31 protein-coding genes are annotated in these 24,563 nt (G+C 54.7%); 8 read left to right on the forward strand and 23 right to left on the reverse strand.

Going from position 1 to position 24,563, the window contains the following annotated elements:
- Positions 1 to 19: 19 nt before the first annotated feature.
- The 12 genes from ACSEXW_RS17110 to ACSEXW_RS17165 all read right to left on the reverse strand — a co-directional run bounded on the left by ACSEXW_RS17110 (position 20) and on the right by ACSEXW_RS17165 (position 8,988).
- Entirely contained in the window at positions 20 to 1,729 is a 1,710-nt protein-coding gene (locus tag ACSEXW_RS17110; RefSeq protein ID WP_438447382.1) for a flagellin N-terminal helical domain-containing protein, read from the reverse strand.
- Between the two features lie 192 nt (positions 1,730 to 1,921).
- Positions 1,922 to 2,164: a carbon storage regulator CsrA gene (gene csrA, locus ACSEXW_RS17115; protein ID WP_438447383.1), complete on the reverse strand. Its 243-nt coding sequence runs from the start codon at positions 2,162 to 2,164 to the stop codon at positions 1,922 to 1,924.
- 21 nt (positions 2,165 to 2,185) lie between these two features.
- Positions 2,186 to 2,617 carry a flagellar assembly protein FliW gene (gene fliW / locus ACSEXW_RS17120; RefSeq protein WP_438447384.1) on the reverse strand — a complete coding sequence of 144 codons (432 nt, stop codon included), beginning with the start codon at positions 2,615 to 2,617 and terminating at the stop codon, positions 2,186 to 2,188.
- A gap of 71 nt (positions 2,618 to 2,688) precedes the next feature.
- Positions 2,689 to 3,243: a DUF6470 family protein gene (locus tag ACSEXW_RS17125; RefSeq protein ID WP_438447385.1), complete on the reverse strand. Its 555-nt coding sequence runs from the start codon at positions 3,241 to 3,243 to the stop codon at positions 2,689 to 2,691.
- Between the two features lie 25 nt (positions 3,244 to 3,268).
- A complete protein-coding gene (flgL, locus tag ACSEXW_RS17130) occupies positions 3,269 to 4,165 on the reverse strand; it encodes a flagellar hook-associated protein FlgL (RefSeq protein ID WP_438447386.1) in 897 nt (298 codons plus the stop codon).
- 31 nt (positions 4,166 to 4,196) lie between these two features.
- A complete protein-coding gene (flgK, locus tag ACSEXW_RS17135; RefSeq protein ID WP_438447387.1) occupies positions 4,197 to 5,783 on the reverse strand; it encodes a flagellar hook-associated protein FlgK in 1,587 nt (528 codons plus the stop codon).
- A 31-nt stretch (positions 5,784 to 5,814) separates the two neighbouring features.
- Positions 5,815 to 6,315, reverse strand: a complete 501-nt coding sequence (locus tag ACSEXW_RS17140; protein ID WP_438447388.1) for a flagellar protein FlgN — start codon at positions 6,313 to 6,315, stop codon at positions 5,815 to 5,817.
- A gap of 21 nt (positions 6,316 to 6,336) precedes the next feature.
- Entirely contained in the window at positions 6,337 to 6,588 is a 252-nt protein-coding gene (gene flgM, locus ACSEXW_RS17145) for a flagellar biosynthesis anti-sigma factor FlgM (protein ID WP_438447389.1), read from the reverse strand.
- Between the two features lie 91 nt (positions 6,589 to 6,679).
- Positions 6,680 to 7,108, reverse strand: a complete 429-nt coding sequence (locus ACSEXW_RS17150) for a TIGR03826 family flagellar region protein (RefSeq protein WP_438447390.1) — start codon at positions 7,106 to 7,108, stop codon at positions 6,680 to 6,682.
- Positions 7,109 to 7,226: 118 nt separating this feature from the next.
- A complete protein-coding gene (locus ACSEXW_RS17155) occupies positions 7,227 to 7,991 on the reverse strand; it encodes a ComFC family protein (protein ID WP_438447391.1) in 765 nt (254 codons plus the stop codon).
- Positions 7,958 to 8,623, reverse strand: a complete 666-nt coding sequence (locus ACSEXW_RS17160; protein WP_438447392.1) for a helicase-related protein — start codon at positions 8,621 to 8,623, stop codon at positions 7,958 to 7,960. Before ACSEXW_RS17160 ends, ACSEXW_RS17155 begins: the two co-directional genes overlap by 34 nt.
- A gap of 140 nt (positions 8,624 to 8,763) precedes the next feature.
- Positions 8,764 to 8,988 (reverse strand): hypothetical protein, encoded by a 225-nt coding sequence (locus tag ACSEXW_RS17165; protein ID WP_438447393.1) that lies wholly within the window; start codon positions 8,986 to 8,988, stop codon positions 8,764 to 8,766.
- Between the two features lie 134 nt (positions 8,989 to 9,122).
- Between ACSEXW_RS17165 and ACSEXW_RS17170 the strand changes: the two genes are divergently transcribed.
- From ACSEXW_RS17170 to ACSEXW_RS17205, 8 genes are all read left to right on the forward strand, one after another.
- Positions 9,123 to 9,341 carry a hypothetical protein gene (locus ACSEXW_RS17170; protein ID WP_438447394.1) on the forward strand — a complete coding sequence of 73 codons (219 nt, stop codon included), beginning with the start codon at positions 9,123 to 9,125 and terminating at the stop codon, positions 9,339 to 9,341.
- 14 nt (positions 9,342 to 9,355) lie between these two features.
- Positions 9,356 to 9,562: a hypothetical protein gene (locus ACSEXW_RS17175; RefSeq protein ID WP_438447395.1), complete on the forward strand. Its 207-nt coding sequence runs from the start codon at positions 9,356 to 9,358 to the stop codon at positions 9,560 to 9,562.
- Between the two features lie 105 nt (positions 9,563 to 9,667).
- Positions 9,668 to 9,937 carry a hypothetical protein gene (locus ACSEXW_RS17180; RefSeq protein WP_438447396.1) on the forward strand — a complete coding sequence of 90 codons (270 nt, stop codon included), beginning with the start codon at positions 9,668 to 9,670 and terminating at the stop codon, positions 9,935 to 9,937.
- Entirely contained in the window at positions 9,934 to 10,065 is a 132-nt protein-coding gene (locus ACSEXW_RS17185) for a hypothetical protein (protein ID WP_438447397.1), read from the forward strand. The genes ACSEXW_RS17180 and ACSEXW_RS17185 overlap by 4 nt, the downstream gene beginning before the upstream one ends.
- On the forward strand, positions 10,062 to 10,268 hold the full coding sequence (locus ACSEXW_RS17190) for a hypothetical protein (RefSeq protein WP_438447398.1): 207 nt from the start codon (positions 10,062 to 10,064) through the stop codon (positions 10,266 to 10,268). Before ACSEXW_RS17185 ends, ACSEXW_RS17190 begins: the two co-directional genes overlap by 4 nt.
- Positions 10,269 to 10,355: 87 nt before the next feature.
- Positions 10,356 to 10,496: a hypothetical protein gene (locus ACSEXW_RS17195; RefSeq protein ID WP_438447399.1), complete on the forward strand. Its 141-nt coding sequence runs from the start codon at positions 10,356 to 10,358 to the stop codon at positions 10,494 to 10,496.
- Positions 10,493 to 11,806 carry an FtsK/SpoIIIE domain-containing protein gene (locus ACSEXW_RS17200; protein WP_438447400.1) on the forward strand — a complete coding sequence of 438 codons (1,314 nt, stop codon included), beginning with the start codon at positions 10,493 to 10,495 and terminating at the stop codon, positions 11,804 to 11,806. Before ACSEXW_RS17195 ends, ACSEXW_RS17200 begins: the two co-directional genes overlap by 4 nt.
- Positions 11,807 to 11,840: 34 nt before the next feature.
- Positions 11,841 to 12,218 (forward strand): hypothetical protein, encoded by a 378-nt coding sequence (locus ACSEXW_RS17205; RefSeq protein WP_438447401.1) that lies wholly within the window; start codon positions 11,841 to 11,843, stop codon positions 12,216 to 12,218.
- A 116-nt stretch (positions 12,219 to 12,334) separates the two neighbouring features.
- Here the strand turns inward: ACSEXW_RS17205 and ACSEXW_RS17210 are convergent, their stop codons facing one another.
- The 11 genes from ACSEXW_RS17210 to ACSEXW_RS17260 all read right to left on the reverse strand — a co-directional run bounded on the left by ACSEXW_RS17210 (position 12,335) and on the right by ACSEXW_RS17260 (position 24,562).
- Positions 12,335 to 12,589, reverse strand: coding sequence for a LexA family protein (locus ACSEXW_RS17210; RefSeq protein WP_438447402.1), 255 nt, complete (start codon positions 12,587 to 12,589; stop codon positions 12,335 to 12,337).
- Between the two features lie 81 nt (positions 12,590 to 12,670).
- The gene (locus ACSEXW_RS17215; protein ID WP_438447403.1) at positions 12,671 to 13,420 is read right to left on the reverse strand and encodes an N-acetylmuramoyl-L-alanine amidase; all 750 of its coding nucleotides are present in this window, start codon (positions 13,418 to 13,420) and stop codon (positions 12,671 to 12,673) included.
- Between the two features lie 12 nt (positions 13,421 to 13,432).
- A complete protein-coding gene (locus tag ACSEXW_RS17220; RefSeq protein ID WP_438447404.1) occupies positions 13,433 to 14,002 on the reverse strand; it encodes a hypothetical protein in 570 nt (189 codons plus the stop codon).
- Positions 14,003 to 14,060: 58 nt separating this feature from the next.
- Positions 14,061 to 14,222: a hypothetical protein gene (locus ACSEXW_RS17225; protein ID WP_438447405.1), complete on the reverse strand. Its 162-nt coding sequence runs from the start codon at positions 14,220 to 14,222 to the stop codon at positions 14,061 to 14,063.
- A 50-nt stretch (positions 14,223 to 14,272) separates the two neighbouring features.
- Positions 14,273 to 14,407 carry a hypothetical protein gene (locus tag ACSEXW_RS17230; RefSeq protein WP_438447406.1) on the reverse strand — a complete coding sequence of 45 codons (135 nt, stop codon included), beginning with the start codon at positions 14,405 to 14,407 and terminating at the stop codon, positions 14,273 to 14,275.
- Between the two features lie 9 nt (positions 14,408 to 14,416).
- A complete protein-coding gene (locus ACSEXW_RS17235) occupies positions 14,417 to 18,883 on the reverse strand; it encodes an LPD38 domain-containing protein (protein ID WP_438447407.1) in 4,467 nt (1,488 codons plus the stop codon).
- 12 nt (positions 18,884 to 18,895) lie between these two features.
- Entirely contained in the window at positions 18,896 to 20,182 is a 1,287-nt protein-coding gene (locus ACSEXW_RS17240) for a hypothetical protein (protein WP_438447408.1), read from the reverse strand.
- 57 nt (positions 20,183 to 20,239) lie between these two features.
- On the reverse strand, positions 20,240 to 20,827 hold the full coding sequence (locus ACSEXW_RS17245; protein WP_438447409.1) for a stalk domain-containing protein: 588 nt from the start codon (positions 20,825 to 20,827) through the stop codon (positions 20,240 to 20,242).
- Between the two features lie 58 nt (positions 20,828 to 20,885).
- On the reverse strand, positions 20,886 to 21,599 hold the full coding sequence (locus ACSEXW_RS17250; protein WP_438447410.1) for a hypothetical protein: 714 nt from the start codon (positions 21,597 to 21,599) through the stop codon (positions 20,886 to 20,888).
- Positions 21,600 to 21,615: 16 nt separating this feature from the next.
- Entirely contained in the window at positions 21,616 to 22,818 is a 1,203-nt protein-coding gene (locus tag ACSEXW_RS17255; protein ID WP_438447411.1) for a hypothetical protein, read from the reverse strand.
- A gap of 241 nt (positions 22,819 to 23,059) precedes the next feature.
- Positions 23,060 to 24,562 (reverse strand): glycosyl hydrolase family 28-related protein, encoded by a 1,503-nt coding sequence (locus ACSEXW_RS17260; RefSeq protein WP_438447412.1) that lies wholly within the window; start codon positions 24,560 to 24,562, stop codon positions 23,060 to 23,062.
- Between the last annotated feature and the right edge of the window lies 1 nt (position 24,563).

Genomic DNA, 24,563 nt, shown 5'->3' on the forward strand with positions numbered 1-24,563 from the left:
TCTAATAAGCGGGTAAGGATTAACGCAGCAATTGCAGTACGCCTTGCGGCTGTTGGTTGGCTTGTGCCAGCATCGCTTGGGAAGCTTGAGCCAAGATGGAAGCTTTGGTCTGCTCCATCATTTCCTTCGCCATGTCTACGTCGCGAATACGGGATTCAGCGGCAGTCAGGTTCTCGGAGGAAGTGCTCAGGTTGTTGATGGTATGCTCCAGACGGTTCTGGTTCGCACCCAGCTTGGAACGCTCGCTGGAGACCTTCGCGATTGCAGCGTCGATCTTCGTAATGGCGGCAGCAGCAGCAGTAGCGGAAGTGGTTACATCCAGTGCCTTCTCAACTGCAGCGTTGTTGGTGCCGTCTGTTACATTGTTGGAGCCAGAGAAGCCAGCACCTGTACCGGTAATGCCCAGGGCGCCGGAACGCATGTCGTTGATGTCCAGGGACATGGATTGGTTCTGGTTCGCACCGATTTGGAACAACAGGGACTTGTCAGAAGCAACAGTTGTCGAAGCAGGAGTTACGGTCTTGGACTCTGTAGCGAACTTCTGGGTCAAGGCGAATGCTGTTGCGTCCTTGATGTCGATACCAAACTTCACGCCGTTGTTGTCATAGGTGAAGGTTTGGTTCGCTTGGGAAGCAGAGAAGGTGAACTTCTCGGAGATAAGAGTGGTTCCACCTGCGTTCTTCAGGTCGACTTGGATGGTACCAGCTGCTGCACCAAGGCCTGCACCTGTAATGGTGATTTGGGATACGTCAGCCAAGTACTTCGCGGAGGTATTGTCTACCTGGATACCGGAAGCCGTTACAGCCGCGTTAACGCCTGCACTGGTGTTGGTTGTCCAGTCGTTCTTGGTTCCTACAGTACCGGTGGCGTCAGTCAGTGCTGCACCGCCAGTGCCGAGTTCGATATCAATCTTGTCGTTGTTGGCCATTGCGTCGAAGTCCGCTTTGGATACTTCGAACTGAATGCCGTTGTTGTTATAAGTAAACTTGTTAGCAGATGTATCAAATACCAGTTTGTCGGCATTGATCAAGAGCTTATCGCCCGCGGAATCTTCGCCGGAGAAGTCTACCGTCATCTCAGTGCCGACCTTGGTAATGGTCAGTTTGTTGGAGACGGTGTTCTTCAAGCTGTTCCAGTCGAACGCGCCGGCGGAGCCGGTGAACGCTACGGTGTTGGAACCATCAGCGGAAGTAAGAGTCGGAGCCGTGCCAGTACCGGTGAAGGTAACACCCTTCGCATGTGTCGGGTTGTAAGTAGCAGACTTCGCAACGGTGATGGTAGTAGCAGCAACCGGTGTCATGGTGATCGAGCGGGAACCGTCGAGCAGCTTCTTGGAGTTAAACTCCGTGGTGTTACCGATCCGGTTGATCTCAGAAGTCAGTTGGTTAACTTCCTTCTGGATTTCCTTACGGTCGTCTTCTGTATTCGTATCGTTAGAGGATTGAACAGCCAGCTCACGCATACGCTGCAGGATGGAATGAGTTTCATTCAACGCGCCTTCAGCGGTTTGAATCAAAGAGATAGCATCTTGGGAGTTACGAGCCGCTTGATCCAAGCCGCGGATTTGACCGCGCATTTTCTCGGAGATCGCAAGACCTGCAGCGTCGTCGCCCGCACGGTTAATGCGGAGACCGGAAGACAGCTTCTCAATGGATTTGGATTGGTTCGCCGTGTTGGTAGCCAACTGACGATGGGTGTTCAACGCACCGATGTTATGATTGATTCTCATGTTCTTTCTTCCTCCCTGAAGTTAAGTAAGATTCCCACATCCATGTGGTTTAGCTATTCGTAGGTCGGCCGCCCTATTCGATTAGCGTCTATTAACTATATCGTCCTTCTATCACCCTATATTAAACCGCAAAAAACGCCAAAAAGCCCGAATAGACGAAGGTTACCTCGTCCATTCGGGCCGTATCTATCATTATTCCCCGTTTTCCTTCATTTTTCGTTGAATTCCACTCAACGCGCTTAAATTCAGAGGGCTCTTCGCCGCTTCCTGATTGGATTGCTGGATGGCCTCGTAGATTTCAGCTCGGAACACCTGTACTTCTTTAGGTGCATGAATCCCTATTTTGACCTGGTCACCGTCTATACCCAGAATCACCAGTTCTATATTTTGTCCTATCATTATGGACTCGCCCTTCTTACGAGAAAGGACCAGCATGAAGGTTCACCACCTTAGACATTATCGTTCGTTCGAAAAGAGACGGTGCCGGGTTTTGTAGGGACTATCGTGCAAAATGATTTGTTTCCCGACTCGCTTGGCAGAATGAATGACTAATGGAGCCTGCAGATTGATCGTCGCATCCTCCAACGAGCCGGTCAAGGTGATGATCGACCAGATCGCCACGTCTTTTTCCTCGGAGAACTCCAATTGCTCTTGCACCGGCTCGGAGAGCTCAATCTCATAGTTCTTGTAGAACAGGAACGGATCGGTAACGATGAAGGACAGGTTTCCATCTTGAACCGACTGTAGGATGGAGAAGGGCGCCAGCTCTTCCGGACCAAGCAGAATATACTCCTTCTGATCCTCAAACCCCGGGATACCTTGATCGAAAACAATCACCTGGTCTTCCTGATACTCGATTTCGCCCAATTGGGCCGTTTGGAGCTTCACTGCTCATCACACTCCTGGTTCGATTCACGACAAATAGCCATAGATTCTTCATCTACAGCTATTATACCCGTTTAGATTTTGTAATCAATTTGAGGCGGGATGACTTCAAGGCTGTTCTTCTGCTGCAAATAGTAGCTCACCTTGGCAGGAGTATAATGAATCTCCGGAGCGTGTGCCTGATACTGGGTGGACACGGTTCCGGCATGGATCCGGATATACGGCTCATTCGCCGTGTAATGGATGTCCACGTTATCCATGGATGCCTCGGCGGGATAGACCATTTCCAATGGGGCAAATGCCTGCTCCCTTGCGATCTCCGCGATCGGATTCCCCTTATTGGTGATGTTAGCCAACCGGTTCCCGTTCTCGACGATACGGGCAATGCCTCGAAGCGCAATGTCCTTCGCTTGCGAGTAGATTCGGTCGTTCAAGCGAGACACACTGCCTATGGCCAATGCATCCCAGGCCCGGCTCTGATCGATCTCTAGTGTCCCGTCTTCATATTGGATATCCGCTTCCATAGGCGTGGTCTGGATGGACAGCTCACCCGGCGGCTGCCGGATCTCAAACTGCCCCCGCTGGATGTCAATCCCGATCTGGGCCGGAGTGGTTCGAAGTTGGATCATTGGCACCTGGATTCCCATAGGCGGATTACCTTAAGAAATCAATCAGGCTCGGTTTGATCAGATTGGCTCCAACCGACAACGAAGATTGATAGACATTTTCGCTCGTCTTCAGGTTCGTGATCACTTCCGCCACGTCCGCGTCCTCCACCTTCGTCTGAAGGGTGGTCAGATTCATCTCACTGTCCTTCAGCCGGTCTTGAGCCAGCTCGATCCGGTTCAGCTTGGCCCCAATATCGGCGCGGACCTCAAGGAACGTGCCAATCCGGCTGTCCAGCCGGCCCAGCATGTTGGAGATGGCCGTATGATCGTTCGCGTCGAGGTTAGTAGACAGCTCCTTCAGAAGGGCAAAAGCATTATCTGTCGCATCCTTCTCGCCGAACACCTTACTTCCCGTAATATTCACGGCCAGCGTTGTCCCGAACCCGATATCGAACTTGATCGGAGCATCATCCGTTTCCGCTTCTTCTGCCGTCGCTTCTTCATATGGCTTCACATCGGTCTTCTGCCCGTTGAAGATCCGTTTCCCGTTAAAATCCGTATTGCCGATTGTAACCAGCTGGCTGTACAGCTGATCGATCTCGCTCTTGATCGCATTCATGGCGTCTTTCGAGTTCGACCCGTTGGCCCCTTGTACAGATAGCTCGCGGATCCGGTTGAAGACCTTGCCGGCTTGGTCCAGCATCGTATCCGTAAACTCCAGCCACGAGGTGGCGGAATCTACGTTCTCCTGATGCTGCTCATTGGCCGACAGCTCGCTCCGGTATCTCATGGCGAAGCTCAATCCTACGGGATCGTCCGACGGACGGTTAATCCTGCGGTTCGTGGAAAGCTGCTCCTGCATGGTGCTCATCCGAGTCAGGTTGGAACCCAAGTTACGCAGCATCTGCGTATTCAACATATTCTGGGTAATACGTCCCATCATAGCGCCAAATCACCTCCGTGCGTCTTCGAATTTATCTGCCTACTACACCCATGCTGTTGATGATCTTGTCCAGCATCTCGTCGAACGTGGTCATCGCCCGCGCCGCGGCATTGTAGGCGTGCTGGTATTTGATCATATTCGCCATCTCTTCGTCCAAGGACACTCCGCTCACGGATTGCCGGCGGGCTTCCACTTGATCGACCAAGACCTGCTGGTTGGTGGATTGGCGGGTGGCCTCTTGGGCCTGCACGCCCAGCTGCCCCACAACAGCCCGGAAGAACTCGTCGAAGGTACCATAGGTCAGAAGCGGCGTACCGTTGGAAGCCGGGTCGAAGTCAAATTTCTTGTCTCGATAACCGGCCAAAGCCAGTGCAATCGCGTTATTGCCTTTGATGACATGCTCCTTGCCATCCGTACCGAGTTCAACCCGGGATGAGGCGGCAATGTTGGCTACTTTGTTCACGATGTCCGGATTCACGCGAATCGAAGCTGCATTGAACTCCGTGGCGCCCTCGGCAAGCGTGAAGAACGGGATTCCCGATTGTGCCGGGTTGTCCAAGGTATAGCCCAGCTGATGCAGCCCGTTGATGCCCTTAACCTTGACGGTCAGGCCCTTCTCATCGGTGACGGTGCGATCTTCAATGGAGCCGTTATAGGTCTGGTTGTCCAAGACGGTGCCCTTGGGGATTACGGTTCCCTTCGGCAGAGTAACCGTTACTTCGCCATCAACAAGGGACTTGACCATGGCGTTCAGCTGGAATTTATAGCTCTCCAGGTAATCGTCGCGGGACACCAGCATTCCGTACAGCTCGCCGCTGTTCAAGTCGCCGGAGGTGCGCAGGTCCTTCAGGCTGTCGGCGGTAACGGTCCCGGTTACCCGGATGCCATTGACCAGGCCCATGTTGCCCATACTGACCTCGTAGCCGCTAGAGCTCTCATGAACGGTGATATTGATGATCTTGGACAGATCGTCGATGATCAGGTCCCGCTGGTCTCTCAGGTCGTTGGCATCGTTGCCCAAGCCCTCCACCCGGAAGATCTCATTGTTGAGCCGCGCGATCTGCTCCGTATAGGAATTGATCTCGGTCACCTTCACGTTCATATTCTCGGTCAGATCCGTGCCGAGGTCATTCAGCTGCTTGCTCGTGTGGTTGAAGGCATCCGTCATGGCCAGCGCGTTCTCCTTGAGAGCGGCGCGCGCGGTCAGGTTTTCCGGCTCCTTGCTCAGCACCTGCCAAGCATTCCAGAACCCTTCGATGACTTGCCGAACCCCGGTATCGCTGGGCTCGTTGAAGATTGCCTCCAGCTTCTCCAGCGTATCCTTGCGCTGGGTCCATGCGCCCAGGTTCTTGTTCTCATTGTAATATTGATGATCCAGGAACCCTTCCCGGATCCGCTTGATATAGTCAAATTCAACGCCCTGTCCCATCTGGCCCGGAACATTGCTTCTCATCAGCCCGGGAACCTCGATGGGCCGCGACGCGACCAGGTTCACCACCTGCCGGGTGTAGCCCCTCGTATTGGCGTTAGCTATATTATGGCCGGTTGTAGACAGTGCGGCCTGCTGAGCGAATAAGCTGCGTTTCGATATCTCCAACCCGCCGAAAGTCGATCTCATCCCGTTAACTCCCCTCTGTACCTGGTCTTACCTATGCTCTCGTATCAAACATACCGGGCCGCTTCTGTGCTCCCTGTTGTTGGGACGGGTTGTGGTAAACTACCTCATCCTCGGGCGGACCCAGCAAGACGTCGTATGAATGATTGATATAGGCGAGCGACTGCTCAATCAATTGTTGGTTCAAGGCATGCATGTCCTTCAGCCGGAGCAAGGTATCCAGGAGGCTCTTCTGGGCTTGCTGGAGCGCTTGCTTCTCCTCCGCCTTGAACATCATCTTGATCAGATCCGTTACCGTCACCCGGGGATCCGGCCGGAAGCCTCTCTTAATCAGGTAGTTCCCGATAGCCTCCAGGCGCTTGCTCTCCCACTCGGCGATCTGCCGGGACAGCTTGCCCTCCTGGTTCACGATCCGGTTCAGTTCATCCACTTCGTTCTGAATGAGAACACGGCGCTTCCGCTCCGCCAGCTCCAAGAGCTGCTTATGCGCATCATCCAGTTGCTCCATAATCTCCAATAGCTCTTGAATGGCCATGCTTCCCATCCTTTCCGAGGATTACTTCATGTACGGCCAGAGCTTCTCCGCAATCTTCTGGGCGTCCACATGATAAGTGCCCGTCGACACGGATTGCTTCAGCTCGTCCAGCTTCTTGTTGCCTTGAAGGCTGCTCAGCATCTCCTTCGCTTCCGTGGAGATCTGGACCTCATCCTTCCTGGACTTCTTCACATCGGAGGATGCGGCTTGGGCTTCCGCCGATTTTCTATAAGGATTAACCCTTCCGACACGCGACGAATCGTTAATTTTCATAATCCGATCACCTCATAGCTTCCGTTCAAATAAAAAGCCGATAATAGTATACACCTATTATCGGCAGAATCCCTTCAATTGTTTAGCCCGATTAGAACCGATCTTTTTGGAGACGGTCCTTGATGTTGTAGCTGACGTGATTTTCCTGCTGCTTCTGCTGCTGTCTCCGCTTCTCATCCTCCGTCAGATTCTGATAATCCTTGGAGAGCTTCTTGCGGCAGTTCTCGCAGATGTGGCCTTCGCGGATCGGTTCCCCGCAGGACTCGCACGGGTAGTTCAGGTTCGGCATATTCATGATGGAAATCCGGCCCTCCCGGATAAAGCGCACGATCTGCTTGACCGGCACCTCCGTGTCCTCGCTCACCTGCTGGATGGTGCTTCCCCGGTTTTCGCGCAGATACTTGGCCACATTCTCGTACATCTTGTCGATTTCCTTCACACATGCGGGGCAAACATCATGGATGTTATTCTTCGCATATAATTTGCCGCAACGGCTGCAGTTGCCCACATTCAGAGTCATTACGGGACCCACCTTTCTGCAAAAGCATTCTATAGGCCTAGTTTACCTTATGTCCGCATCCCTTGTATAGGCCTCTTCCTCACACTTTAGCCATAGTTATGCCAATTTTCGACATTCGTCACCGTGCCCAGCACAATCCGTAGACCTTGGCCTCCGGCATCACTTCATGGACAGCAGATGCGCAGTGGTTCAAGGTGCTTCCTGTCGTGTATACGTCATCTACGATGGCAATGGACAGGGGCCTGCCCCCAAAATGCTTCCGGAGCTTGGCCCCCCGCTCCGCCGACATGGCAAATGCCCCCTGGAGACTGGCTAACCGCTCCTGCCGGCTCTGAAAACTCATTTTCTCCGTGATTCTCGTCCGCATCAGCAGCGGCACGACGGGGAGCCTTACCAGCCCGGCCAAGACACGAGCCGTTTCTTCCGCCTGGTTGAAGCCCCGCTCCTTCAAGCGGTCCTTGCTGAGCGGCACATAGGTCAAGAGATCGAAGCGGACTCCCGCAGGAAATGCCCGGTACGCATGGACGAGCATCCTCCCCAACAGCCTGCTAAGACGCTCGTCCCCCCGATATTTGTACAGCGCCAGCAGATTCTTCATCCGATCATCGTACTCCACCGCACTCCGGTTCATTAGAAGCGGGGGCCGCTGCCTGCGCACACAATCGGGGCAATCTTCATACCGCCCGCACACCGGACAACGGATCGACCGAATCCAAGGAATCGTATTGAAGCACTCCCTGCACAATCCCAGCGGATTGACGCCATCGAATCGAGGCTGCGCTTTACAGGACACACACAGCGGATGAGAAGGGCTTAGGAATGCCCGGACTCCCTTCCCCATCAGCAGACCTAGATTCTCCAGAAAAAGAATGGGTGATTCCATGTTTTCCTCTCCCTTCGTTGCAGATAGCCCTGATCGGAGGCGATCCGGTTCATGGTCCGGATCTGGCGGACGGCGGAGGCCTGGGCCCTTGTCCATTCCTGTGATACGAAGTATACATGGCCGTTAGGATCATCCTTGCTGCGTCCCGCCCGGCCGGACATCTGGACCAGTGAGGCTTCGTCGAACAGTCGGGAGTCGGCTCCCAGGATGAACACATCCGTCTTGGGTACCGTCACCCCGCGCTCCAGAATAGTGGTCGTTACTAATAGATCCACGGTCTTCTCTCGGAAGGACGACACCTTATCCCCGCGTTCCTCATCCTTGGAGGAGGTTCCCTTCACCAGCTTATCCGGATAAAGGCGGCTGAGCAGCCGAACCAGCGGCTCCACCAAGGCAATCTTAGGGACGAATACGAATAGCTGCGCTCCCCGGTCCAGCGATAGCTGGAGGCTCTTGCGGAGCTTATGCGGAACGCGGCCTCTCCTCACCCATTGCTCGATGGGAGGTGAGGGGATTCTCATCGGGACCGGTAACGGATGGCCATGGTAGCGGACCGGTACTCTCACATACGGTAGATGTCCCTGCCGCAATTCCTTTTGCAGGGCGGCAGGCGGAGTTGCGGATAGCAGCACCACCCGTCCCTCCATCCGGCACACCCGTTGGGCCGCATACTCCAGCATGGGGTTGTTGTGGTACGGGAATCCTTATAGGATATACTACACACGAAAAGCCCCAAGGCGACAGCCCTGGAGCTTTTTTCTTTCTATATATACTACCACCCGAAGTCCGCCTTCCCCACCTGCTTGCCGGTCAGCTCCCGGGCCGCAGATATAAGAGATACCTTTGTGCTGGGCCGTAAAATCGCCTCCGGATCGCTGCATGCCTTCCGGATGACATCGCGGCTCAGTTTTGTTTTGTCACGGACCAGTTCCTGCCCCCCATAACCCAAATGCTTATCGATGAATTCCCCGTAAGGACTCCGCTTCTTACCTAGCATCCCTCTCACCTCTCTATCCACAGTGTGGACAACTCTATGAAAAAAGATACGAGCCACAATGCGAATAGTCGTAAAGTTGGACGCGCCGTGCTGCATAAGCATCTACCAACCCAACAAACAGGAGGTGCAACGCCGTGGCGAAGAAGCGCAAGTATCTTGGGGCTCCGCTCCGGGAGGTGTTAGACGCGGACCTGATCGAGGCTCTGGAGAAGCTGTCCGACGGCAGCAAGGCGGAGATCGTCCGCACCGGTGCGAGGATCGTGTTAGGCATCACGTCGCACAAGGTCACCGAGGTCCACAGCCGCCCCGTTCCCCGCCCCACCATCTTCATTCAGAAGTCCATCCGGAATTAAGGAGGCGCATGTCTATGATCACCGTACCCCGCGAGCTGCTGGCCGTAGCCGGCATGGCCGTCATCGGGCACCTGGGAGAGTCCATCATCACAGAGATGGGCAAGAAGACGCTGGCGACGTATTGGTCCATCACCCTCTATATCGCATCTGGCATTATGACCCTGAAGTACTTCTACGAGGGCACCCGGGAAATTGCCGCCGTGTTCCATGTATTCTTCTGACGAGGAGGCATTCGTCATGCTGAAGAACCTGTTAGCCTGGACGGTGGCCGTGGCCGGCATCGCTGCGGAGATCGCCGTCGCCACCTTGGAAGAGTGGTGGCCGGGATGAGTTGGATCATCAAGATGCTGATCGCCCATAAGCGCCTGCGCGGGCTATCCGAGGCGCAACTGCTGGACCTGATCCGGATCGCCGATGACAAGGAGAGTCTGGACCTGCTGAAGCAGCACCTGGAGGCTGGGAGCTTCAAATTCCCGCACCTAGACCAGTCCGGCCTGATCCGGCAGTGCATCGAGAAGGCCCAGGAGCTCCACTGGCTGGAACATGCCGGCGAGATCAAGCGGATCTTCCTGGAGCAGGCAGGTGACCTTCTGTGAAGCTCTGGCTAATCAAGCGCCTTCTGCAGAAGTTGGCCGAGAAGGGTATCCGGTTGGATCCGGCGGACATCATGACCCAGACAACCGCCGATGACCTTATTCACCTACTGAAGGAGCTGATCCTATGAACGCGAAGACTGTGCTGGCCGTCTCTGCCGTGGTCGTGTACATCGCCTGTCCCGCGTACCGGTACTGGATGCTGGGTAGCTGGATCGGGTATAAGATCCTGAATGATCGACCCGGACGGTTCCGGGTGGTACCGAAGGGCTCCCGGCAGTTCCGGCGGATGGTCGGCGGGCGGATCCCGGGCCGGATTCCGGCGGAGGATTAGAATCCGGGCTCGTTCTCCCCGCGGGAGTAGGGCGGGACGAGGCAAGCCGGCGCCACAAGGCAACGACAGAAAAAAGAGGTGGTAAGCGTGAAGTACGATTGGAATAAGGACTGGTACGAAGGCCACATGCCGGCGGACCGTCGAACACTCTGGAGGAAGTACCCTCTCGAGGCGGCGCTGTGCTTCCTTCTGGCGGCGGCGCTGCTTCTGCTCTGGGGCATATCATGAACGGGTATCGGGAACGCATCGGGGAAGTGTTGGGGGCCTTGCTAAAGGCCGGGGACCGAGAGAAGGGGCTGCGTTTCATCTATCTGGCGGAACGCTCCCACCCAACCGTCTATGAGTCGGCCTGGCGCATCCCGGCCGGATACTCAATCCTGAACGTCCGCCGGGTGGTCCGGCAGCTGTCCGCCATCTGCGGCGGCCCGGTGGAGCTCACTGACAAGGGCGGTGTCGTAGAGGTCCGGGTGATCACCGAGGAGCTACCGGAGCTGATCCCTTTCACATCGGACCTCTGCCCGCCGGGAAAGCTGTTGCTCGGCTTCAACCGCCTTCGGGAGCCCGTCTACCACACCTGGAAGAACCCGCACTTGCTGATCGCTGCGGAGACCGGCTGGGGCAAGACGGAGGCCATCCGGGCCATGGTCTACCAGCTATGCCGCAACCATCGACCGGAGGAACTGGAGATCCACATCATCGACATGAAGGGCGGCGTCTCGTTTTTGCCGTTCGGCAGCGTGCCGCACATCACCCGTATCGCCTATGACCTGTATTCGGCCTACTCTGTTTTGAAGGATGCTTACGACACTATGCGGGAACGGGCGGAGGAGGTCCGGCAGTTCGGCAGCCGGCGGGCCTTCCGCTGGTACCGTAAGCGGATCATCATCATCGACGAGGCGGCACAGTTAGCCCCGGCCCTGATCCGGGATAAGGACCTCCGGAAGGTGGCCCTGCAGATCGACAACTACATGGCCGCCCTGGCCTGCGTCGGCCGGGAGATCGGCTTCAATCTGATCTACTGCACCCAGTACCCCCACTCCGACGTGATCAACAGCCAGGTGAAGATCAATTGCGGTGGCCGGCTCTGCTTCCACGTCCCACAGCAGGTGAACAGCTTCGTGGTACTGGACCAAGGCGGGGCTGAAGAGCTCACGGTGAAGGGTCGGGCCATCTACAAGACGGACCGGGTCCAGACGATACAGGTGCCGTACCTGCTACCGGATTCGGACCAGGATGACAACGACAGCGCATGGGAGAAGCTGCTGGAGGAGCTGATACCGCATGAAATCGGACACACGGCAGGCGATATACACGATGTTCCGCACGCTGCCGGTGCTGGCGAACCGGCATCTGCTCCCTTTGTTCCGGGACCACGGCAGCCCGGCCAAACGCTGCTCGGAAGCATTGCAGGAGCTCCAGCACGAAAAACTTATCGAAAGCCAGCGCCTTGGGGACATGTCTCGGGTATGGCGGCCGACTCTCCGGGGGAAGGCGGAGATGGGGATACAGCGGAAGTCGATCTCGCTCAATTCGAGTAAGCTGCAGCACTACCTGGCTATTGCCGAAGCTTACGTGATCCTACGTGAAACGGACAAACTGCGGTCCTTTCAGGTGGAGCCGCGGGAGCCATTCGAACGCCTCGGCAAGGCAATGCTGTACGCCCCGGACGCGCTCTTTGTCTACGACAGGACGATCTACCTGATGGAGGTGCAGCTGAGCCGCCTGAGCCGGAAGCAGTGGGCGCAGAAGTGGCGGGTGGCGAACCTGTATTTTAACGAGGGGCATTACCGTGCGGCCGGCTGGCAGCGGTGGCGGAAACAGGGCGGGGAATTCATCAAGCCACATTTCGTCGTGGTTTGTCCACAGGACGTCGGGCTGGTTGGGGAAGGATTCGATGTACAGGGGCGTGTGCTGCGGGTTGTCCACAGCGTGGAGGAAATCCGTGGATAAAACGAAAAGAGCCTTCTGAGGTGCTTCCTCGAAGGCTCTTTGGGTGTCCGGTGCTTCCGGCACAAGATCATATTACTATCTGTTGGGAATTGCGTCTGTGTCGGACACGTGAATGTTTATTTGTACTTGGACCACCAGTTATCCCATTTTGGCTCAAATCCCCGTATGATGCCGATCTTGGAGAGCGGCGTACCCGGGGCCCAGTCGATGTATCCTTTCTTCGCCAGCGCGATGAGCAGCTTCTCCACGCCAGCATCGTTCCGGCCGGTCTTGGCCCGAAGCAGAAACATAGTAGGCATCTTGTAATTCATCGTGTTGTAGTTCCGCAGGATATTGAGCATTTTCCGCTCGATGTCGGTCAGCCGTTCCATACCGTTCACCTCGCTCTTATTATATGCGAACAAAAGGCGAACAGACAAGAAAAGCCGGAGGCGCTATGCCCCCGGCTTCGATTATTTCTTAGGCAGAAATCCTTGATTGTTCATGAACTCGTAGAGCGCCATATATCGATCCATGCAGCCGTTGGCGTACCCGACACCTTCACCCTGGGCGACTTCCTCCATGTACCAGTTCAGCTCGTTGTTTACTGCCTGGATTCGCTCCAGCCTATCGGCCCATCCTGTCTCCGCCGGCCACAGCCGGAGCTCCAGTTCTTCCAGTGTCTGCTTCTCCGCGACGGCCAGCTCCGCCCGCAGGCGGTCCCAAGGGAACTTCGGCCCCGGGCAATTCGGACGGCGCCACGGATCCACCTGGTAATGGCCTAGCACGTTGTAGGAGCCAAGGTCCATGCCCGGGTTCCACTTGTCATTGATGTACTGCATGATGTAGCGGTGCAGCCAGACCGTGGCCTTGAATTGCTCCTCCGTCAGCTCCCCGTCGGTACCCTCGTGCTCGATGGAGACGCAGTACAGGTTCGGGTTGCAGTTCATGTCCCGGACGATGGGTGCCGGTGACAGTGGGATCTTGGCCACCGGAAGCCCCTGCGCCCAGGCGTTATCCTCGATCTTCACGTATTGATGGATCATGCCGTCCTTCCCTACCCCGAAGTGTGCGGAGGAGCCGTCGTTCTTTGGATCCGTGAACCAGGAGTCCATGCTGTACATGGTGCTCGTAGAGATGTGGTCCACGATGCAGATCGGGACCACGCCGTATCGGCTTTCCTTGTTCGTGTGCTCGTTGCCCTTCCAGATGATCTCCGGCATGTTCTTCCCTCCTTATCTAAAGCTCTTCTCGTCTTCGGCTGCGGCCAGGGTTGCGGCTGGTTCCGTTGGCTCCGGAGCGGATCCCGGCATGATGTAGACGTTCTGCTTCTGGGCTTCTTTATCCACGGATGCCTCGGCCAGAATGTAGGCTACCACTGCGCCGAATTGTGTAATGACTGCTGTAACCTTCACGATATCCGCCTCAGCGTAGCCGAACAGAATCATATTAGCCGTCACCAGGGACGCCACCAGCGCCCAGAACTTCCGACTTGCCAGCTTCTTCAGGAATTTTTGCATACTCTTCATCCTCCTCAAAATGTAGTTCATGAATGGTCTTGCAGAGCGGGCAGGCAATCTTGCCGCCCAGGAACACGTAGAGCCATCGCCGCCGGCGGACGCCGAACGCCCGCTTGTAAGACTGGATGTACTGGCAGTCCACCCCTCCTCCACCCCCATATGCTTCTTGATCGCCTTCAGGTCCAGCAGAACCATGTCGAGCTTGTCCTCGGAATGATCCCGAAGCCGCTGCGGCAGGTGCCGGTTGATGATCTGCTTCAGCCGGCGGTTCCGCAGGAATAACAAAAGGACGCCCCCTAGGGACGCCCACGAAAACCCGTTTTTCAGAAAATGGCCGACCGAATCAATCAGCGTATCCCAGAGACTCATCCGGAGGATCAACCACCTCGTAGACCAACTCCTGGGCCACCTCCGGCCCGGCCTCCAGAATGACCTCTCGGAAGATCGGGCTCTCCTCGATGGGGAGCAGGTCCGCCTTGCAGTACAAGAACACCATCTGGATCATAGGCACCACACTTTCGTGGAATAGAAAAAGAGCCTCCCGCTAAGGGAAGCTCATTCTCCGTACTGCTCATATGTCTGTTCTTCGTAATAGTCTCCACCTCGTCCGCTGTGCCCGCCGCCTAATAGCAGCAGGTTAAGAAATACAATGACGATGACGATCAGCATCATGCCCGTTCGTTGGCTCAACGGCTGCACCTACTTTCCGAGTGCTTGTCCGGCTATTTTATTCATAATACCATCCAACTCGTCCATCTTCCTACGCTTCTCGTCAGATTTCATATCTTTGCTGTCCCTTATGAATTTATACTGCTTATTCAGCTTATCAATAGCAGCCTTGGCGTTCTTCAAGCGAATGTAATTTGGATCGTTGAACGGCTTGCTATCGCGATCTGCCGACGCCTTTGCACTGCTCACTTCCTCCCACTTGTTGTAGAACTCCTCACGTACCTGGCCTCCGCCGGCCGTGTTCACGAAGAAGGAACGGAAGAACGGGTCCTCGCTCCATTTCGTGGCCGGCTTCTCCGGATCGTTTGAGCCCTTCGCCATATCGATCAGCGGGTCCGCGCCGGATACAGCATATTGACCTAGACCGGCCGTGTAGCCGCGTATCGTGTTGTCGATGATCCGGGGGCTTGCGAACTTCGAATCTCGGAACGGTGTATGGGACAGGCCCTCCCCGATCAGCTTGGCGATCTCGCTGGTATAAATACCGTGCTGGTCCTTCTTCTCCAGCCCCTGCTCTCCCTGTGGAACGATGGGAGCGTCACGGAAGAAAGAATGGTTCGTTATTCCCTCCAATAGCGGCGTCATGGCGGTGAAGAGCACCGGCGGAATCAGCGCCTCCGCCGTCGCCCACCCATAACGGTCGAAGGCTTCCTTGTCATTGTCCATCATCCACCGCATAGCTCGCTCGGTTCCCGTAGCAAAAAGCATCCCAGCCTCGAAAGGCTTCGGTATCCGGAAGAACTCGTCACCCGGCCCCGGGATGATGAAGAAGGCATCCTTCTGCCATTGCGGAATGTTGTCGTAGATCTTCTTCTTCTCCTGCGGCAGGTTATGCGCCCAGGCATACAGACCGATGGAGGGCAATACCAGCGTGGTGAAGGCACGGACCAGGAATCCCGCCCTGTTCTCATTAAAGGCCCGTACCATCTTATCCGTACCCTGGATGGATGCATTCAGGAACGCTATGGCCCGATTCGCTTGACGTACGGAGCTTCCTGCCCGGTTGAAATCCATAAGATCCCGCGCCGTATAGGCTGCCTCCTCCAGATCTCCTGTCTTCTTCAAGGCCTTGTTGAAGGAGCCAACCTTCGTCGATAGCTCCGATACTTCTGCCGCCTTACGGAGTCCACGGACGACCGTCTTGGCCGGAGTGTATCCGACCAGCAGCTTAGCCAGCTCCTTCGGGCTCGTGACAATGTTCATCGCCTTATCCTTCATGCTCATCTTGAACACGAACTCCAAGGCCTCTCGATTGGCCTCCCGGTCCAGCGCCTGCATGGTGCTCATGGCACCGCCTGTGGAGATGAATTGGTCAAAGGTCTCCGTCTTTCCGATGACGTGGTATAAGCCCTTGAAGAAGTCCAACGGATTGAACCCGTATTTCGTGCTGTTGATCGTGGCGCCTACCACATCGCGGAACGCGTTGCGGATCGTGAACTCCGGCGTCAGAGTCGCGCCCGCCCGAAGCATGCCGGCAGCACCACCGAGAAACTTAATCATGGCATTCGCTGATTCGTGGTCCAAGGAGAGCATCGCATTATACAACTCCGGCTCACGGATCTTGTACGCCTGCTTCACGCCGTTCTGAAAGACGCTGACGACATGCTCCTTACCGGAAGAGCCACCCTTCCCGACATGCTCTACCCACGCACCGGCACCATTGATCTTGGACAGCTCCGCCAGCTGCAAACCGACCTTATTCTTGGCCGCAGCATTCATGACGAGGAACGTGTTCTTCACGATGCTCTCCATGGGATTGATGATGGTCCGGAACGAACCCTCCTCCGTCATGCGCTTCACTGGGTTCGTGATGTTGGCGAACGCCTTGGCGGCCCCGAAGCCGCCATTCTTGAATCCCAGCTCCGCGTCATCGTCGAAGTACCGCATGAACGGCACATAGTTTGGGTACTTCCGGCGCATGACCGTCACAGACATTGGATCGAGGATCTGGGCATCGACCAGAATGTCTAACAGGTGGTTGTTGAACTGAACGATCTCCCGTTGAACCGCCTGCACTTCCGGCGTGTCCAGTCGTGCAAGAACAGCCCTGATATGGCCATCTGTGAATGGGACATTCTTGCCAAGCCGCTTCAGATCAACAGCATGTTTTACTGCCAGATAGGTGGCGAAATCCTCTTCCTTGATCCCCATCTTCTCCAGGGGCTCCACGATCTCCCGGAGACCCTTGCCGATCTTGTTGCCTTGCGCATCGTATATCCCACGCGTGACCGCCAGTTTGGCGCGCTCACCGATACCGCGGCTCAGCCTGGCCATCTTATAAATGGACTTGCTACCAACCTGCATTGCACCGCGCAGCGCCATCTCCGCTAGCTTCAGCGGGTGCAGATCATCTACGAAACGCGTGTACACCTTACTCTTACTGAACGGTTCTTTCTTGGACCCGCTTGTGAAGTCGATCAAACCCTTGGCCTGCTCATAGTCTCCTTGGGTGATCCATGTATCGATGTCTCGCTGTGTGGAAAGCAAACCATTCATCGTCTTCTGGTCCAGCGTATTCTCCAAGTACTGGCTAAACTGTGGAGCCAGACGGCGCGCCTCTGCCGGATCCGTAAGGAACAGCCGGATATACTCCGCCACACCTTCCGCATGTAGTTGGCTAGGTTTGTAACCTTGAATATTAATAGTCCGGTTAACATTCAGCATCCGAACTAACTCCGTACCAAAGCGCACGTCTTGAAGATCGAACTTTTTGTCGAGATGATGACCAATCTCGTGGGAAATAACCTGGATGTCTTCGGCCATACGGGAGCGGACAACCTCCGGAGTTACTTTGTACTGACCCAACACCCCTTTGCTTCTAGTGGTCAAACGGCCCGTATCAATAACCACTCCGAGGTTCTTCCGCATGTTCTTGATAACCTGGTTCCGGGAAATGGTCCTATCGGTCTGCGTGGCCGCTGCCTGCCGGAAAGGGATTTGGTTTCCGGCGTAGTTCTGCGTGCCTTTAATCTGTATCGCCTGCACACCTTCAGGAACAAGACTGCGAAGCCGCTCCTTCTCCCCCCTTAAGGTTCCTGCAGCCGTCTCCAATTCTGAACGGGTAACATCATTCACAGTTGGCAAGGCTTCATCGATGGAACTGAGCTCCGAATCGATCTCCTGCAGCTCCTTCGGCTTCCACGGCGGGATTCGTCCGGCATCGTCATTGAAGCCCTCGAGAACATGCTTACGGGCCAGCTCCCGAAGTTCTGTATCCGTCGGCTTCCGCCCGTTTTCCGAGTAGAAGTCACGGTACCAACGAGGGTTGTTGGAGGTGCGTCCAAAGCGATCCACCACTTCCCCGGACGCATCACGAATGACCCCGCCCTGATCCACACCTCCGCGCTCTTTCATGGACTGCTTCAAGTAACCGTATTGCTCTTCTACGGCGTTCTCAAATTCAGATTGATACGACTCCCTTTTTCGAGCAGCACCCGCTGCTGCTTCCGCTACTTGTTTTTCTTGGAAAGTTCCAGCCGGCCGAGGCATCGGTCTGCCCGGAGTCCCCGAGTTTGTCAGCGACATTCCGGAGTAATCCATGTCAGGAATATCTCTTGGTTGGCCTTTTGCTTGAGGTAAATTGTCGATGAACTGCTGGATTTCATTGCGAAGTGCAACCCGCTCCATGATCGGTTTGGCGACCTTTTTTGCAGCAGCTCCAAGCAGTCCCAGCGCCGCGTCTCCGCCTGCAAACATTGCAGCATCCATACCGATGTTTTTCGCGCGTTCCTCTAAAGATTCGCTGCCGTTATCTCGAGTATCAATAGCAACGTCAGCAAGCTCTTTTGCAGTTCCGTACAACTCGCCGGCGGTGGATCCGCGCACCAATGTCTTAACGATTTTCGGTGCGTTTTTCAATAGTGGCTTTGTTGCCCAGTTTGCAATCTTGTATGCTCCGCCGATGGGGGCAAATTCACCAAATAGATGACCAGCCTTACCTGCCATCGAGTCTTTTTGTTCAGCTACTTCATCACTACTACGTAAGAGCTTATTGGTTATCCCGAAACTCATAGCGTCTGTAGCGGCATCCCCAAAAGACTTCATGCCATCCAATAGACCTGTGAGAGGACTGAACCCTCTTTTCGCAAGCTCAGCTAAACTTAAATCCGTGATTTTCACATGGGAAGGGGGCCCAGCTACAGGCGGATTATCCTCTGCGTTCCTTTGAGCCCGCTGATACAGTGCGGTATCTCTAATCCCTGGCATGGATGGCACTTCATCCTTGGCCCTCCGTGCGTCCATGGCGCGCTGTGCTTGGGCCATCTGCTTCATATCGGATTGTTCCTGGTCTAGAACATCCACATTCTGCTTGACACCTTGTTTCCGCTTTTTGTATTCGGATGCTGAAACAAGGCCAGATGTAGAAGAAGACGGCGTTCCGTTTCCGGATCCGCCGCCTTTGTTGTTCATATATTCCTTCGCGCTGATGAGTGGCATATTTACCCTCCTTTACTGCGCCATCAACATGCCTTCGTACCCGGCAATAAGTTCAGCTCGCTTTCCTTCGTCAGCCCAATACGGATCTGTCTTGGCAAGCTCAATTGCTTTTGCCCGAACGCTATAGCGGTCCTTCGATAGAGCTGTGTCTGCTTTTGCCTGAGTCTGGAACCCGGAGAGGGCCATATCCGAAATGGACTTGAATCCGTCCGCCCCAAGCTCGCTTGTAATTGCCTGCTGATTCGCCCGCAGCCATCCCTTGACGTCTGCCTCGTTATCAAGTTGGGCAAGCTCTCCCATAACCTGACTCTCAAATCCCCTTGTTGCATCCTCGCGGTCATATCGAGTCTGAGTTGCACTGATCGTTTTTCCGGACTGGTTAATCCTTTGTTGCTCCATCCCATTCTGAATGGCATCCTGCTTAGCGGCATAAGTCTGTGTCCCTGCAGGCAACCCAATCAATTGAGCCAGGCCTTCTGGTACATACCCAAGTTCCTGAACAGCCTTCCATGCCTGAGCCAAGGCCCCCTGATCCTTGTTGTACTGGAATTGCTGTCCGGTAAGCGACATAGGCCCGTCCGTGCCCCCAAGCAGGTGCCATTCGTCTTTCGGGCCTGTCCCAAGGTTCCCGGTCAGGCCAACAGAATCCAGCCAGGCGTTCCAGTTTGCATTCTTGTTCTGCATTCGTTCCTGGTTCAGGGATCGCTCGTTCTGGAAGTCCTGCTGATCCAACCCGGTCATGAAGCTGACCAGAGAGTTCAGATTCCGAAGCCGGTCCTGGCCCATCTGGTACTGATCCATATACTGGCCGTATGCCTGCTGGGTCAACTGCGGTAACAACCGGGCATTCACATCCTGCACAGCGCTCTGTGCGGTCTGTTGGGCCACTCCATCGGACCATGAAGACTTCCCTTGTCCGCCAGCACGGAGCGCCGCCGTCTGGTTCGCTGCGGCCTGCTGCCCCGTCTGCATGGCCTGCTGCATGGCGGACTGGTACAGAGGATCCGTCTGTGGATTGTAAGTGAATGGAGCCGGCTGAGCAGAAGTGGCCCCTTTCACCAGCTGATCCACGAGCGGCTGGAGCTGCTGCTGTCGGTTGGACTGATTCATGCTCTTCAGGTTGGCGACAAGGTTTTCCCTGGTGTCATAGGTATGCTGATCAGATTCGGGGGTGTATTGCCCGAAATATTGCCCCCGTGCGGTTACGTTCTGCGTACTTGGGTCCCATTGGATCTCATCGTCCTTGTAGCCGGCCTGATTCAGGAAGCTGCGGACGCCGATTTTCGGTGATGTTGCCATTTGATCCGCTCCTTTCTGGGAATGAAAAAGAGCCCCCCAGGTGGAGGACTCGTTGAATTATTCCGGGTAGTATTTGATGTTAAAGTAGGTCTGGCCGTCAATAATTTGAACAGCACTTCGATCATTTTCACTTATCTTATATTCCGTTCCGTCTTTTTTCTTTATGGTTATAACACCATCGATTAATTTATATCCATTTGTTCTGCCATTAGCCGCCCAGTAATCTTGGTAACTATAATACGTCTCTCCGTCTATCACATAAGCCCGGTGCCCTTTATAAGTAGTTTGAGACCCGCTCGCCGTTGGTGTAGGGGTTTGAGTTGGAACAGGTGTTATTTTAGGTGTTGCGGTAGCACTTGGAGTGGGTGTAACATCCACTGGTTTTGCCTCCTTTTCGGTTAATGCAATCCCCGTCTTTTCATCGAATCCAACGTTAAGGCCGATGGCTTCGCTTACCGCCCTGACTGGGAGATACGCGCTATCTCCAATTACAGCTGCCGGTACGTTTAGTGATTCCCCATTCACGCTTACCGGGTATGTCATTTCTACCGTTTTTCCGATAATAGACTGCACATCATCAGCGAACGCTGTAGCCATGGTCATAAAGGCACATCCCGCCAGGAAACCGATCACATACTTCTTCATTTGATCATCCGCCCTTGTAAGTGGTTTCCACCATTTTACTATGGAATGGATGATTTTGTTAAGTAGCCGGTGGTGGTACGTAGATAGGCCTAGCCTCGAGTGCCGCAACCCTTGCCTCCAAGGAACTTATAGAAGATACGACGTTAACCCCGTTAAGTTTAACGCCATTAGGAGCAGTTAGGTTCAATGCCTTGCCAGCAGGATCAATGTAAATATCAATATTTCCACCAGCTGCTACCCATCTTATTCCGGCACCAAAACTAATCGGGTTGATGTATAAGGTATCCCCAATATAAACATCATTGTCGACATTAATACTCGCTCCTACCGATACATCGCCCTTATAGTCCCCGTTCCCTTCATTGTCCACCGTGAAGACCACTTGACCGCCCTTCATGATGGCGAAACCGCCCTCGTTGATCTTCACCGTGACGCCAGAAGGATACGCAGCGATGAATCCCGTCTCCCGTAGCGTAATCGTCATTCCAGAGGGGTAGGTGAGCTTTATACCATGCCCATCCAAGGTAAGCTCTGCGCCTGCTGCCAGAGCCGACTTGATCGTTACCAGGTTAGCTAGCAGCGTCCCCGTGATGATCTTGTCAGCCGTCAGCTCCCGGATGTTCAACGTATCAAGAAACCCATTGAGCAGATAGTCTAGATCCTTGTATACCATGGCATTGGTATTTGCCATACGGTTATACGCCTCGCGCAGCTCCTCCAGGGTTTCATTCCCGCGTAAGGGCGGTATTTTCGGTGACTGCCACAATCCCACGATCCATCCACCTCCGTCAATAGATTGGCATTTCCTCTTCTTCCCGGGCAATCTCGTGAATCGCCATTGGACCGGTTCCTTCCAGCTTTAGCCGGATGTACTTCGCATTGGCTGCCTTGTCCGGCGGAATATAAATGGGTTGGTTCATCAACCCGGTCCCCGTTACGCTGCCGGCCGGTTCCCAATCCGCGTCTCCGCTCACAGACTTGCTCAGGAAGACGTTCATCGTGCTGCCGACCGGAAGGTCCACCGTCACCCACAGCGACAGCCAGAGCAGCACCTGAGACAGCGACGAAGCGGAGAACGCCTTCGAGATCCAGTGCCAAGAGATCGGGATTCCGTTGTCCGTGATTCCCCCCATCTTTAGCACCCGTCCCTGTGCGTCGCCGATGTAGAAGCTGTTCCCCATCCTTACGAAGCAGGCCGCCTTAATGTCCTTCCACACGTACCAAGCAGATACTTCTCGACGAAGATCATATGCCAGGATCGTATCCGGCGCTGCAGCACCAGCTGAAGGGATGGAAGCATAGAACATCTTCCCGTCCGATCCGACGCAGGAGAGCGCCCTTGCTGCGGTGTTGGCGACGTCCGAATGGTATTGAATGACCTCCGAAAAATCGCTAGCCGGATCTGTCCCGCCGGCGTACTGGTAGAGACCCTTGCGATTGTAGAAATGCATGATGCCTTCGATGGTCAGTGCCGCTTTGTTGTTCATCACGCCCACGTCATAGGAGGCCGGCTTCGTCATGAAGTCCGAGGGGAGATTCCCGAACAACTCCACGATGGAAGACGGGAATCCGATCGTAAGCTTGGATAGGCCCCCGATCAGGGCGTTCGCCTTCTCGCCTGTTGGCGATTCCAGATCCTTGCCGTATCCCTTGGTTTGATTCGTTGTCGGCGTGGCGAAGACGCTCCATTCGGTCGGGTTGTCCAGCGTGGAGGCCCGCAGCTCCGTCCCCACGATGCACCAGAGCCGGTTCTGATAGGACGTGATGTAGTTACCGCCGACTGGGGAATCAGCGAGATCAACTACAGATGCCCCGTCGTACCGTTTGATGCGGTCCACACCATTGGATCCGATCAGATTGATATCGGCCAGGTTGCCCTGGAAGTTCGTGAACGACCATTCCGCCGTCGTGGATAGCCCGCTGACCAGCGTGGTCCACGTCCCGTCGCCATTCAGACGTCGCCATGTACCGTCGTTGAAGACCACGTGCATCTGCTGATCCTTCCAAACCCCCATCCCCAGAACGCGGGTCCCATACGTCCCAAGAACGGAATAACCCGGCCGCGTACAGACGGCCGGGAATCGGGAAGAGGTCAGGTTCTTCGTGGAGCTGGCAAAGGAGTCCATGATAGATAGGGGATCGAATCGATTTTCACCTCGAAATTGCCCTAAGAGTACCGGGGGACGCTGCCGATTTTGCTTCCAATATGCCTTCAATGTCACTCACCCCCAATTATATAAAGAGGTTGTTGGCAACCACTCTATTAGTTCCGCTGTCGAACAGAACAAAGTTGGCAATGGTTGGCGTAATCTGCGCCACGTTCCCGATGATGGAGTATTTGTCTGCCTCGTAGCAGTTGATCCAGAAGTTGCCGCCTGCAGGGATCACATTGTCCAGGTCCATGAAGTGGCAGTTTGCGACCTGCACATACGATCCGGGCTTCATGACGTTGACCCGTACTCCATCAAAGATGCAATTAACAATCTTTACGTACTCGCCGAAGAACGGAGCATTTCGCAGATTGTACCCGGTTGCGGATCCTTTGAAGGTTACCCCATCAAAAGTGATTGATCCAAATGCGTTATTAGTAAAGGCAAAGAAATTATCCGCCCCTAGAGTTGAGGATAGGTTAAAAGTGCCCCCCCGAAATTTCACTCGTTTTCCGGCTCCTCCAATATAGGCCAGTTGAGCAGCTGAAACGGTTTGCATCGTAAGGCTCAACTCTACATCCGCGACGCTCTCGACATATACTGGCGTGCCGGAGTTCGTGTTGACGGTACCTTGAATGGTAATGGATTTGGTTGATCCGGCTATAGGGTCCGACTGCGATAATTTTATACCATGACCTGTCCCGGTTTGTTCGATATACAGTGAATTGGCGTTCACATAACTGCAATCTACAACCAGCATTCCGCTCCCAGGTCCGTTAATGATCGCTTGGCAGTTGGTCATGGTGATGTTTCCATTAATCATGCGCGGAGTTGCCTCGGACTGCTCTTTGCCAACGAATTGAAAGGCACCGGATAGGTAGGAACCCAGTGCAATACAGCCCTGCAGAGCTACGTTTCGGCCGCGCCCCCAAACAAGGAAACCCGTTTGAGAAGGGCTACTAGTCCGCGATGCATCTCCGCGGGCGATACAGTTCGAAATTACTACTTTCCGGCCGGAGTAGATCTCATAACAGTCCCGTGCCGACACGTCGCAGTTCGTAATAAAGCCCTCTCCGGCCACGTCATTACCAGCCGGAACGGTGGCGGGTGCTACGATATCTTCAAACACCCATATCCCGTAATCATACCCGTTGCGGATGGTGACTTTATCGATAACGAATCCTTTATTCAGCACCGCAATCCCGTTCAGTGTGGTCTTGCCGTTCAAATCTAAAGTTAGACCGATGACTCGGGAATTGGTGCCGATGAGCTGGATAGCCCCCTTCGATGGTGCAGCTACGCCGTTTGCCCACTTAAGAATGGCCGAAGAATCGCCATAGAGCGTTACGTTTGAAGGCACACTTAAGGCCCGAGTGAGTTTATACGTCCGCCCTCCTGGAAACCAAACAATGCCCCCACCATTTTCGCTTGCAGCATCGATAGCCGACTGGATCGCGGTGGTATCATCTTTGATTCCATTACCATAAGCGTTATACGCGATGACGTTGAAGATAATGAATCCCCAGGTCCGGACATTAATCAGGGCGTTCAAAATTTGTTCTGCAATTTGCTCTGACTTATTCATA

The sequence above is a fragment of the Oryzibacillus soli genome, from assembly GCF_051594765.1.
In the GTDB taxonomy this organism is placed as follows: Bacteria; Bacillota; Bacilli; order Paenibacillales; family NBRC-103111; genus Paenibacillus_AR.